Consider the following 11,755-nt stretch of genomic DNA (forward strand, 5'->3'; position numbering starts at 1 on the left):
CAGGGCGCTTTTTTTGTGGTGAGTCTAATGATATTATGATTTGTTTTGCTCATAGCTTTTACAGGCGTACTCGATCAGCGTGCGACCAACCGTCTTTGGTGTGGTGATCTTAAAGTCTTTGGTGGTCAGTATAGGCTTTTCTGATTGCCACGACTTAATGACTTTATTATCAGCACTATAATCGACGTAAGCTCTTTTATAGTAACTGAAATCTTTACAAGAAATCAGTAATTGCTGATCGCTATGATGGATGGGTTTTTCTTTCACTGTGCTCTTATCTTTTTGCGTAGGATAGGTTCTTAGCAAAGAGACAGTGATATTTTCGACGTCTTTTTCGTCTATGATGTTGATGTCAGAGTGTTCGATAGAGTCTACATCTAAGCTAAACGTCGATCCAGAGTCGCTCTCGGTCACCTCGACCCAATTGACCGCATGGGTGCTGGTCATTAAAACACTGCCTGCCAATAACATTGATAGCCGTTTCATACTTAAGCCTTGCTTCTTGTTATCTGAAGTCGCTCATGATAGCCAACTTACTGTGGGCAGGCAAATATCTTTTGTGCGTTATGAGTATTGGCTGTGTCTACTTTATTACCCGCGCAGAGCCGCTAACGTCTTCGCCAGCTCATCACGTGCCCCAATAAAACCATCAATACCTTTTGGTAATAGGTCTTGTGTGACTGTGTCTTGCTGATAGGCCGCGCTGAACTCTTCATGCGTCAAGCTCACTTGGCTCATCGCTTGCATGTCCATGGACATGCTCGGCGATAACTGACGAGGCACATCAATATCCATGGCTGCCAGCTCATCGATTAGGTTGGGCGCAATGGTCAACAAATCGCAACCTGCAAGTGCCAATATCTGCTCAGTTGAGCGGAAACTCGCCCCCATGACTTGCGTATGATAGCCATGCTGCTTGTAGTATTGGTAAATAAGTTTGACAGATTGTACGCCCATATCCTCAGAAGCTGGTACATTTTGGCGGTTTTGTTGACGTTTTTGCCAATCTAAAATACGCCCTACAAAAGGAGAGATGAGCGTCACGCCCGCATCTGCGCAGGCGATTGCTTGATGCTGACCAAATAGTAGGGTCAAATTGCAGTGGATGCCTTGAGTTTCAAGATAACGCGCCGCTTCAATGCCCTGCCAAGTTGCTGCCATTTTGATCAATACTCGCTCTGAGTCGATACCAGCTTTTTGATAAGCGTCCATAAACTCAAGGGCCTTATCGATCGTCGCCCCAGTATCATAAGACAAACGCGCATCGACTTCGGTAGAAACGCGCCCTTCAATAAGCGCCAAAATATCACAACCAACTTGAATGGTCAGGGCGTCAATCACTGCATCGACATCGCCATTATGGCGGCTCATTGTTTCTGATAGCATACCTTGGTTATCAGGATGAATGAGGGCTTTGGTGATGAGGCTTGGATTGGTGGTCGCATCGATAGGTTTTAGTCGGGCAATAGCAGCAAGGTCGCCAGTATCAGCGACAATGGTCGTCATAGTACGTAACTGTTGTAATGCGCTCATCAGATATCCTTTTTCTTATTAATGATAGGGTGCTCCTCTTATATATCGCAGGGTAGGGAGCTGAATGGAAACTGTAACACAGTTTTCTACGTGTGTTTGCTCATAGTTGTGCTATGTGCCACTGTCATATCACTTAACTGTGATAATATTAATAATAATTTGCTGGCTTATCACTATTTACGAATGGGCACTGACCTGAGTTTTTGCTATAGTAGAGCCGGTCATCTACTGTCTGCTGTACTTGGCGACCAATATAGCAGTAATACCAGAGAACGCCAATGACGTGCGATATTTCTGATAGACTGTTTTTGGATGATGGTTAAAATAGTTTTGGTCATTGACCGCTATTTACCAATGACTTCATAATGACACTCTCAAGCACTATCGGTATATAGAGATAGTCGAAGCATTTAAAAAACACAGTAAAATTTAGCAGATATTCATATCTAAATATTAATAATACCTAACAGTGATAAAATCTAAAAAGGATGGGCGGTAATGAGCGAGCAGTCACCAGAACAAACCATGGATAATCTAAATCAAACCGCCGCAGGCGCTAGCGACACCGCAACTGAAAAAGAATTTTTAGATAATATTCGCCAAAACATTGATGCGGTCGACTGCGAGATTCAAACACTCATCAATAATCGTGCCAAGCTGGCGCAACAAGTAGCAGCGGTAAAGAAAAACCACACGGCCGCTGATGACAGTAGTGACCCTATCTTTTATCGTCCTGAGCGTGAAGCACAGGTGCTAAAAGCGGTCATGGAGCGCAATACGGGTCCAATCGCTGACGAAAAGATGGCACGTTTGTTCCGTGAGATTATGTCGGTATGTTTAGACTTAGAAGCGCCGCAGCGTATTGCTTTCTTAGGACCAGTTGGCACCTTTACCCATGCCGCTGCATTAAAGCATTTTGGTAAAGCTGCTGATACCGTGCCAATGACGACCATTACCGATGTATTCCGTGAGGTTGAAGCAGGCACGGCGATGTATGGCGTTGTCCCTGTCGAAAACTCTTCAGAAGGGGTGGTCAATCATACTTTGGACGGATTCTTATCTTCTAGTCTAAAAATTATTGGTGAAGTTGAACTACCGATTCATCAAAACTTCTTGGTCGCTGAGCATACTAAGCTTGATGGTTTGAGCCGTATTTATTCGCACCAGCAGTCATTGGCGCAGTGTCGTCATTGGCTAGATGTGAATTTCCCTAATGTGGAGCGCGTTGCGGTATCAAGCAATGGTGAAGCGGCGCGTCGCCTCAAAAACGAATGGCATTCAGCAGCAATCGCTGGCGACGTTGCGGTTGCAGAGTACGGCTTGCATAAGCTTTACTCAAACATTGAAGACAACCCAAGCAATACCACCCGTTTTCTTATCATCGGACATGAGGCCATTGCGCCTTCTGGTCAAGACAAAACCTCCATCGTGGTCTCAGCCCATGACAGAGCTGGTGCATTGATCGAAATCTTGAAACCTTTGTCATATCACGGCGTCTCGATGACCAGTATCGAGACACGTCCTGAGCGTCCTAATAAGTGGGCGTATGTGTTCTTTATTGATATGAACGGTCATATCAATGATCCAAATGTTAGCGCCGCTATCAACGATATTCGCCCATTGGTAAAAGATCTGCGCATCTTAGGCTCGTATCCAAAAGCAGTATTGTAGAGATATATTGGCTCATCTATTAGCTTGTTTATCTATCGAGATTGACACCTAATAGATGGGCGATCGCATTTAGTGATAACCTCCAAGGATAAACCATGCAGCCTGATCAATTGACAGCATCAAACCTATCGCCATTAACGCCAGCTTATGACAGTATTCTGACGTTGGCACCTTATCAGACAGGTAAACCAATTGAAGAGCTGACGCGCGAATATGGTGTCTCAGATGTGGTGAAGCTGGCCAGCAATGAGAACCCGATGGGGTGCTCACCGCGAGTGACACTAGCCATCACTGAGCAACTGGGTCAATTATCACGTTATCCTGATGGCAATGGCTATTATCTGAAGCAAGCGTTGGCTGACTTTAATGATGTCAAGGTCGAGCAGATCACGCTTGGCAATGGCTCTGATGATTTGCTCGATATTTTGGCACGTAGTTTTGTGGGTGCTGATGATGCTATCGTCTATAGTCAGTATGCGTTTGTGGTCTATTCTATGCTGGCAAAGATGCAAGGCGCGATGGATGTTGAGGTGCCTGCTCATCGGTTTGGTCATGACCTAAAAGCCATGAGCCAAGCGGTACAAGATAATCCCAATACCAAAATCGTCTTTATTGCCAATCCCAACAATCCAACGGGTGCGCAGTTAGAGCAAAAAGAGTTGCGCCAGTTCGTTGCCAGTGTGCCAAGCTCAGTCTTGGTGGTACTAGATGAAGCTTATATCGAGTATAGCCCTGAGAGTAACAACCGCGCATTGTTAGATGAGTTTGATAATGTCATCATTGTGCGTACGTTTTCTAAAGCTTATGGGCTGGCAGGTTTACGTGTGGGCTATGCCTTAAGCTCAGTAGCTGTTGCAGAGTTATTGAACCGAATTCGTCAGCCATTCAATGTCAGCCGTGTAGGCCTAGCTGCTGCCGCTGCGGCACTTGCTGATCAAGATTTTATCGAAAAAACGCGCCAGATGAATGATGAGCAAATGCGTTGGTTAGAAAAGCAGTTTGATACATTGGGGTTGGGTTTTGTGAAGTCGCATGCCAATTTCATTATGGTTGAAGTGCAGGTTGAGATGGAAGATATAACTGCCGCTTCAATCCATCAAGCACTCCTTGAGCAAGGCGTTATTGTTCGGCCATTGGGCGCTTATGGGCTGCCAAACTGGTTACGCATTACGGTAGGTGTGGCTGAGGACAATTTACGTTTGATTGATACTTTGCGTTCTATTCTCAGTGAAGACTAGAGCATGTCCCCAATTCAAACGTTTATCACCATTTTTAAAATAGGGATATGTCCTCATCACATCCATCGATATGTTTTGATCAAAAGTATTATTTAGTAAGAAGTGATCTTAACTAGCCATTAACTTATATAACGCTGGGATTTACCGAAATTTATCCGAGCGCGTTCAACGAGAAAAGCCGTGAGTCGTCAGAAAAAAAACAATCTTCAGCCCTCTTTAAATATGCATCGTCCTATATTCGAACAAGTTTGTGTGATTGGACTTGGGCTCATTGGTGCTAGCTTCGCGCAAGCTATTAAAGATAATGGCTTAAGTGAGCGACTGGTCGCAGTCGATAGGCATGCACCAAGTATTACAGAAGCTATCGAGCATGGTCTGCTTGATGCTGGTAGTGCAAACCTACAAGACGTCATAAGCGGTAGTGATTTAATCATCATTGCAGTGCCTGTACAGGCAGTACAAGCAGTGTTTGTAGATATCAAACAGGCAATGGATAACGGACAGCTTGCCGCTGACTGTATCTTAACCGATGTCTGTAGTACCAAGGTCAATATCATTGACGCGGCCAAAGCGGTGTTTGGTTCGTTGCCGGTAGGATTGGTGCCCGCGCATCCAATTGCTGGGGCTGAAAATTCAGGGTATCATGCCAGACGCGCCAATTTATTTGTCAATCATAGTGTCATCATCTGTGAGCTAGCTACCACAAGCAGTGTCGCGATTACTAAGTTGCGACTATTGTGGGAATCAGTGGGTGCAAATGTCATATCGATGGATGCAGGTCATCATGATCGTATATTGGCGCATACCAGCCATTTGCCGCATTTGCTTGCCTTTAACTTGGTTGAGCAATTGGCAAGCCACGATGATAATTTAGATATGTTTCGTTATGCTGCCGGTGGGTTCCGCGATTTTACGCGTATCGCCGCAAGCGACCCCAAAATGTGGCATGATATATTTTTTGCCAATAAAAGCGCCATTGTGAGCGCCCTTGATGAGTATGGTGTCTATCTGCAAACCATGCGCCAGCTCATCATTGATAAAGATTCAACCGCCCTGATGGGACTTTTGGGCCGCGCGCAAGCCGCACGGCGACATTTTGGCCATATGTTAGCCAGCACCCCTTATACGGATACTTCTGCCATGTCAGCTTCTTATAATATTACCCCTAGCAATACTGTCTCTGGCACCATTGCCATTCCTGGTGACAAATCTATCTCGCATCGCAGCATTATGCTTGGCAGTCTTGCCACAGGCGTAACCCACGTTACTGGATTCTTGGAAGGGGAAGATGCCCTTGCAACGTTGCAAGCATTCCGTGATATGGGTGTGACCATCGAGGGCCCTGATAATGGTAATTTGACCATTCATGGTGTCGGTATGAATGGCCTAAAACCAAGCAAAACGCCTTTGTATATGGGTAACTCGGGCACGAGCATGCGCCTGCTATCTGGTATCTTAGCAGCGCAATCGTTTGATAGCGTATTAACGGGTGATACTAGCCTAAACAAACGCCCGATGGAGCGTGTGGCTGCACCGTTACGCACGATGGGTGCCGTCATCCAAAGTACGGGTCATAGTGGTACGGCACCGCTTAGCATTACGGGTCGTGATACCGCTGGTAAGCCATTGCAAGGCACCGAATATGATATGCCAGTGGCGTCAGCACAAGTAAAATCTTGCTTGCTGCTAGCAGGTCTATGGGCCGAGGGTACGACAACGGTCACTCAGCCTGAAATCAGCCGTGACCATACCGAGCGTATGCTATCCGCTTTTGGTTATCCAGTAATTGTAGAAGGCAACCGTATCAGTGTCACCGGTGGCGGCACACTAACAGGTGGCGATATTGCGGTTCCTGCTGATATCTCATCTGCGGCGTTTTTTATGGTGGCCGCTGCTATTAGCCAAAATAGTGAGTTGACCTTGACGCAAGTCGGTATCAATCCGACGCGTACTGGCGTTATTGATATTCTAAAATTAATGAATGCAGATATTAGCCTAAGCAATGAGGCCCATGTTGGCGGCGAGCCAGTGGCTGATATTACCATTCGCAGCTCAAATTTGGTCGGTATTGAGATACCAGAGCATCTTGTACCACTAGCGATTGATGAGTTCCCTGTACTGTTTGTCGCGGCTAGCTGTGCCAAAGGGCGTACCGTCTTGACTGGTGCTAAAGAGTTACGCTTCAAAGAGTCGGATCGTATTGCGGTGATGGCTGAAGGTTTACAGACGCTTGGCATCGATTGTACCGTCACTGATGATGGGCTGATTATTGAAGGCAAAGGCACTGCTACTGAGAACGGCGATATAAATAATAGCCAGCCTGTTTTTGGTGGTGGTCACATTGTCTCGCATCATGATCACCGTATTGCGATGAGTTTCTCTGTTGCAAGTCTGCGTGCATCTGAGCAGATCACCATTGAGGGGGTTGAGACGGTCAATACCAGCTTCCCAGGTTTTGCTGAGCTGGCTAACCAAATCGGTATGTCTATTCAAGTGGATACTGATGCTGAATAAATGAGTGAGTACGGATCAACATTTTCCTATAATCATGCACTGTAAAGCATCCATAAAAAGCTCAATCTAATATCGTTAGCAATGTACTCATGTCACTATTGGCATGAGTATATTGCTTTTTATCTTATAATTTCACTGTAGTGACCCTGCGCTTTCACCACTAAATTGATAATAATAATCAGAATTAGGTGATGGTGCGCTTTGCTCTAAAAAGTTGTCCTGTATTATGACTACCCAAAATGTTGTCAAAAAACCTGTTGCCCCGATTACCACAACCAGACGCGGTATTATCACTGCCCTTGGTGCCTTTTTTATCTGGGGTGGTTTCCCTTTATACTTTAAGCAATTATCCAATTACGATGCAACAGAGATTATCGGGCACCGTATTGTTTGGACGTTTTTTTGCCTACTCATTGTATTGGTAGCGACCAAGCGTTGGGGGTGGATAGAGACGCTCAAACAAAACCCAAGATGGATCGCGTTGTCACTCGTCTCTGGGTTAATTATCGCAACCAACTGGCTGACTTATGTGTGGGCGGTCAATCATGATCGTATCCTTGAGGCCAGTTTGGGATACTTCATTGGGCCATTGGTAGGTGTTGGCTTATCGATGATTTTATTCAAAGAGCGCCTGCGCACGCTACAATGGGTAGCCATTGGCTTTGCACTACTGTCTGTGGTCATTCAAGTGGTGATGCTTGGTAGTCTGCCGTGGATATCATTGATTTTAGCATTCAGCTTTAGTATTTATGGCACCATTCAGCGGCAAACGCCATTGACTGCTGTCGATGCTATGTTTGTTGAAACGGCCATGCTAGTACCCTTATGCATTTGGTGGTTTTGGCAGTCAGATGTCGTCAGCCATCAGCTAAGCTTTTGGTTCAGCTCAAACATTTGGCTACTGATGCTCGCAGGCCCGATTACGTTGATACCGCTTTTATTATTTAATAAATCGACCAAGCTTGTGGCATATAGTATCTTAAGCTTTATGAATTATTTGACGCCGACCTTTATTTTCTTCTTAGCGGTATTTTATTACAATGAACCATTTGATCTACATCGTCTGGCAGTATTTGGTTTGATTTGGTTAGGGTTACTCTTATTTAGCATTGATCTGTGGCGACATCGTCCAAGTAAAGTGTTAAAGGCTGAGCGTCTCCATGAAGAGGCTTTGTAATCGGTTAATTAAAAAATCAAAAATACGAACAAAAAATTAGCAAACAAGGATGGAAGCATGTTTCATACGCAGTCTGATGTGGTATTTATAAAAGGTCTAAAAGTTGAAGCGGTCATTGGTGTGTTTGATTGGGAGCGCGCCATTACTCAGCCGTTACTGATCGATATCGCGCTTGAGACGGATATTAGCCGTGCTGCTGTGTCCGATGATGTCAGCGATGCGCTGAGCTATAAAGAGGTATGCGATGATGTGAGCGAGTGGTGCAAAGAGATTCAGGCAAAGTTGCTTGAGCATTTGGCTGGTCAAATATCTGATAAGCTATTTGCAAAATATGACTGTCAAAAAATCACGTTGAGCATTGCCAAGCCGACTGCTATTGCCCAAGCAGATGCGGTAGGGGTACAAATAACACGCTATGCGCCAGCGCTAACCAATGAGCCAGCTACTAAAGACGTTACCAAAAAAGTTAATGATAGCCAAGCCGATGATGCATAAAACGTCAATGGATCTGAATATGGCAACGCTAACACAATGCGCACCTGAAACTGTGCAAGCGCAGTCCGTGGTAGAGGTGGTGTTAGCGCTAGGTAGTAACTATCAAGCCGAAAAATATCTACCGATTGCTCGAGAGAGTTTGGCAGCGCTGGGTGAGATACGACTATCTACGGCTTTTCAAAACCCTGATTTTACCGCAACCTTGGAACAGCCAAAGCCTGACTATACCAATCAATGTGTCCATCTAGCAATGAATACACCGATGAGTTTGCAGCAACTACAGCAAACCTTTAAAGCGCTTGAGGGGAACTGTAATAGACGTCGACAGACTAAGCCGAATCAAGTGCGACGAGTGACAATGGATATTGATATTTTGATGATTAAATTGGCTACTATAGAAAATAGCCTAAGCAAATATTCGACATGTAAATCAATATCTGATTGGATTGTAATGGCGAATCGTTATCCCTTTAAAGCGCATGAAATTATAGGGATTGAAGAGTTGACTGCATTTACTGATTAGCTGTTTGAATAGCGTTTTGAGAAAAAATTGATAATAAATAGACAGTTAGTGGGGTGACTTATTTTAACTCACACTGATAACATCTGATATTTTTGCAGCAGATAAGACTAAGGGGCGTAAAATGTATTGTACGCCCCCTAGTTTTATTTGTTTTACTGAAACTCTCGTATTCACTTCTGCTCGTTATCTGCTGCATCGATATCAGCACGACCAATCACATCTAAATCCTCTAGGCACAGCTTATCGTATTTCTTTTTACAAAAATTAGGATCGATATCACACATCGCTGACTGCAACTGATCGAGACGATTCTCTGATTGTTGAATGTGTTCGAGCATTTTAGCAAACGCTTCTGCGACAGGATCTTGTGAATAGGGATCGATACCATAGGCACGGAAGGTATTGGTGCGTTTTGCGGTAGAAGTGGTGTCAGCTGCTTGATCCTTGATGCTCCCGCCAGCTTGCGCGACTTTTTCTTGTTGCTTGGCATCTTGTACTTTTGTCGCGATGGGATTGCCTTTTTCATCGTGATGATCTGAGATCATACGAGCAGCACTGCCAACCATCGTAGCGCCTGCTGGTACTGGTTTGACTACCACTGCATTAGAGCCAATTTTGGCGTTTTTGCCGACTGTAAATGGCCCTAAGACTTTGGCACCAGCACCGACCGTTACACCGTCTTCTAGCGTTGGATGGCGTTTGCCATTATTCCAAGACACACCGCCTAGAGTCACACCGTGATATAACGTCACATCGTTGCCAATCTCAGCAGTCTCACCGATGACGACCCCAACCCCATGATCGATAAAAAAGCGCTTACCAATCTTGGCAGCGGGATGGATCTCAATACCTGTAATAATACGCGAGCCATATGAGATGACGCGAGCCGCCAGTTTCTGTTCACGATTCCACAGACAGTGCGCACCGCGATGTAGAATGAGCGCATGGATACCTGGGTAGGTTAGGATGACTTCCAGACTATTGCGCGCTGCAGGATCGCGGTTAAATACCGCATCGATATCTTCTTTCAGATCTTTTTTGATGCTGACAAGCGATCTGAACAATTTGGATGGCAATGACATAAAGCGTCCTATCTATTCGTCGATAAAGTAGCGTTGCTAAAGTAGCAATGTCTTTATTTTATGGTCATGATGGTTAAATAATGATGAGAGTATATTGTTGCTCATTTTTTCTAAGTTATAAACAGCTTTGTACCGCAAAATATAGTAAAAAGCTGTCAAATTAAGGCAAGCTGATAAACAATGACTTGTTTTAGTCTTTGGATAGTTTTGCAATCAAAGCACTTAATAGCTGATACTCTTTTTGATCAAGCTGTAGGCGTGACCCAAGTCTAGACAAGCGTGATGGCAATGACTTTAGATGTTCAATATTTGCCAGACCGCGCTGTACCATAAGGTCAGTAGTACGCTGAGTAAGCTGTTGCAGCTGCTGCTGATTAATAGCAGGCTCATCCCATTGCTGACGCAAATTCACGTTGATTGTCGATTGGGTTTCTGCGCTTGTATCCGAATCTAAATTATCAGCTGTCTGAGTATGCGTTTGAGCATAAGCAAAAATAAAGCTGGCAATGACTTGCACTGCTGAGGCGACATTTAGTACAGGGTAAGCAGGATTGGCGTCGATTTGAATGTGATAATCAGCATAAGCCAACTCTTCATTGGTCAACCCACGATCTTCACGCCCAAATAATATAGCGATATTTGGTTTGCTAGCAACAGCGTCTGATGAGGTGTCAACGTTATTATCATTTGCACGTAAAGCCGACTGTGTATCAATAAAATCAAACATAATCTTAGCGGCTTGCATGGGTGTCACAACAGGGCGCGGCATATGACGACTGCGGCTGCTGGCTGCAAATACCAGCTGACAGTCGGCAATGGCAGACTCTAGAGTAGGTGCGATCACAGCGGATGACAGCAGCTCACTACCACCTGCCGCATGAGAGACACTGGTCTCATCAATTGGCAATTTGGGGTCGACAACGGTCAAACGGGACAAACCCATTGTATGCATGGCGCGTGCGGCTGAGCCGATATTGGCAGGCAACGTCGTATTGACCATGATGACTTGTAAGCAGTCGAGGTAGTCATTCACTGTACGGGCTTGCTCAGTAGATGATAAAGAGTCGTTACTCATTATTGCCCCAATCTTTGATGGATTTCTTGTTCAGCACGTTGTAATGCGGCGGCAATCTCTTCGATAAGATCTGCTTGCTCACTGATGCGGCGCTCGCGGCAGCATTCTTGTAGTTGGCTGCTAAGACGAACCAGCTGAGTCGTACCCAAATTGGCACTTGCGCCTTTTAGGGCATGAGCGGTCTCAAAGCCATTGGCGTTATCATCTTTTTCCTGAGCGATTCGCAGTGCTGCAACGCGTTTTTGACTGTCATTGAGGTACACTTGTATCAGCTCGACAAAATCTTCTTCTAGCAAGTCACGCATGTCTTCGAACTGTTCGTGATTGATAATCTCTTCATCAGTCTGACCAGTCATATTATTATTCGTCATGTCAGTCATGGTTTTTATCCAATTGTTAAAAGTTAAAGCAGTCAAATTACTATAGTAAATTTTTGGTTGGATTGTG

Annotated in this window: 11 protein-coding genes; 6 read left to right on the forward strand and 5 right to left on the reverse strand. The window is 44.9% G+C overall.

The window, feature by feature from the left end; translation table 11 throughout:
* Positions 1-33: 33 nt before the first annotated feature.
* Positions 34-486, reverse strand: a complete 453-nt coding sequence (locus BLR43_RS04545; RefSeq protein WP_093069139.1) for a surface-adhesin E family protein — start codon at positions 484-486, stop codon at positions 34-36.
* A gap of 105 nt (positions 487-591) precedes the next feature.
* Positions 592-1,533: a transaldolase gene (locus BLR43_RS04550; RefSeq protein WP_093069140.1), complete on the reverse strand. Its 942-nt coding sequence runs from the start codon at positions 1,531-1,533 to the stop codon at positions 592-594.
* Between the two features lie 498 nt (positions 1,534-2,031).
* Between BLR43_RS04550 and pheA the strand changes: the two genes are divergently transcribed.
* From pheA to BLR43_RS13580, 6 genes are all read left to right on the forward strand, one after another.
* Positions 2,032-3,204, forward strand: coding sequence for a prephenate dehydratase (gene pheA / locus BLR43_RS04555; RefSeq protein WP_071001479.1), 1,173 nt, complete (start codon positions 2,032-2,034; stop codon positions 3,202-3,204).
* 95 nt (positions 3,205-3,299) lie between these two features.
* Positions 3,300-4,442 carry a histidinol-phosphate transaminase gene (gene hisC / locus BLR43_RS04560; RefSeq protein ID WP_093069141.1) on the forward strand — a complete coding sequence of 381 codons (1,143 nt, stop codon included), beginning with the start codon at positions 3,300-3,302 and terminating at the stop codon, positions 4,440-4,442.
* A gap of 222 nt (positions 4,443-4,664) precedes the next feature.
* On the forward strand, positions 4,665-6,956 hold the full coding sequence (locus BLR43_RS04565; RefSeq protein WP_093069233.1) for a bifunctional prephenate dehydrogenase/3-phosphoshikimate 1-carboxyvinyltransferase: 2,292 nt from the start codon (positions 4,665-4,667) through the stop codon (positions 6,954-6,956).
* A 226-nt stretch (positions 6,957-7,182) separates the two neighbouring features.
* A complete protein-coding gene (rarD, locus tag BLR43_RS04570; protein ID WP_093069156.1) occupies positions 7,183-8,133 on the forward strand; it encodes an EamA family transporter RarD in 951 nt (316 codons plus the stop codon).
* Positions 8,134-8,190: 57 nt separating this feature from the next.
* Positions 8,191-8,628 (forward strand): dihydroneopterin aldolase, encoded by a 438-nt coding sequence (gene folB / locus BLR43_RS04575; protein ID WP_093069158.1) that lies wholly within the window; start codon positions 8,191-8,193, stop codon positions 8,626-8,628.
* A gap of 19 nt (positions 8,629-8,647) precedes the next feature.
* Positions 8,648-9,151 carry a 2-amino-4-hydroxy-6-hydroxymethyldihydropteridine diphosphokinase gene (locus BLR43_RS13580; protein WP_227674300.1) on the forward strand — a complete coding sequence of 168 codons (504 nt, stop codon included), beginning with the start codon at positions 8,648-8,650 and terminating at the stop codon, positions 9,149-9,151.
* A gap of 170 nt (positions 9,152-9,321) precedes the next feature.
* Here BLR43_RS13580 and cysE read toward each other — a convergent pair whose 3' ends face one another.
* The 3 genes from cysE to BLR43_RS04595 form a co-directional block, all read right to left on the reverse strand.
* The gene (gene cysE, locus BLR43_RS04585; protein ID WP_093069160.1) at positions 9,322-10,233 is read right to left on the reverse strand and encodes a serine O-acetyltransferase; all 912 of its coding nucleotides are present in this window, start codon (positions 10,231-10,233) and stop codon (positions 9,322-9,324) included.
* 190 nt (positions 10,234-10,423) lie between these two features.
* Positions 10,424-11,308 carry an RNA methyltransferase gene (locus BLR43_RS04590; protein ID WP_093069161.1) on the reverse strand — a complete coding sequence of 295 codons (885 nt, stop codon included), beginning with the start codon at positions 11,306-11,308 and terminating at the stop codon, positions 10,424-10,426.
* On the reverse strand, positions 11,308-11,688 hold the full coding sequence (locus tag BLR43_RS04595) for an Hpt domain-containing protein (protein WP_093069162.1): 381 nt from the start codon (positions 11,686-11,688) through the stop codon (positions 11,308-11,310). Before BLR43_RS04595 ends, BLR43_RS04590 begins: the two co-directional genes overlap by 1 nt.
* Positions 11,689-11,755: the final 67 nt, after the last annotated feature.

Source organism: Psychrobacter pacificensis (assembly GCF_900101915.1).
Taxonomy (GTDB): Bacteria; Pseudomonadota; Gammaproteobacteria; order Pseudomonadales; family Moraxellaceae; genus Psychrobacter; species Psychrobacter pacificensis.

What these genes read in the sequence shown, in the direction of transcription:
- pheA (WP_071001479.1), top strand. Translation starts at nt 2,032, where the DNA reads ATGAGCGAGCAGTCACCAGAACAAACCATGGATAATCTAAATCAAACC.
- BLR43_RS13580 (WP_227674300.1), top strand. Translation starts at nt 8,648, where the DNA reads ATGGCAACGCTAACACAATGCGCACCTGAAACTGTGCAAGCGCAGTCC.
- hisC (WP_093069141.1), top strand. Translation starts at nt 3,300, where the DNA reads ATGCAGCCTGATCAATTGACAGCATCAAACCTATCGCCATTAACGCCA.
- BLR43_RS04565 (WP_093069233.1), top strand. Translation starts at nt 4,665, where the DNA reads ATGCATCGTCCTATATTCGAACAAGTTTGTGTGATTGGACTTGGGCTC.
- BLR43_RS04550 (WP_093069140.1), bottom strand. Translation starts at nt 1,533, where the DNA reads ATGAGCGCATTACAACAGTTACGTACTATGACGACCATTGTCGCTGAT.
- rarD (WP_093069156.1), top strand. Translation starts at nt 7,183, where the DNA reads ATGACTACCCAAAATGTTGTCAAAAAACCTGTTGCCCCGATTACCACA.
- BLR43_RS04545 (WP_093069139.1), bottom strand. Translation starts at nt 486, where the DNA reads ATGAAACGGCTATCAATGTTATTGGCAGGCAGTGTTTTAATGACCAGC.
- folB (WP_093069158.1), top strand. Translation starts at nt 8,191, where the DNA reads ATGTTTCATACGCAGTCTGATGTGGTATTTATAAAAGGTCTAAAAGTT.
- BLR43_RS04595 (WP_093069162.1), bottom strand. Translation starts at nt 11,688, where the DNA reads ATGACTGACATGACGAATAATAATATGACTGGTCAGACTGATGAAGAG.
- cysE (WP_093069160.1), bottom strand. Translation starts at nt 10,233, where the DNA reads ATGTCATTGCCATCCAAATTGTTCAGATCGCTTGTCAGCATCAAAAAA.
- BLR43_RS04590 (WP_093069161.1), bottom strand. Translation starts at nt 11,308, where the DNA reads ATGAGTAACGACTCTTTATCATCTACTGAGCAAGCCCGTACAGTGAAT.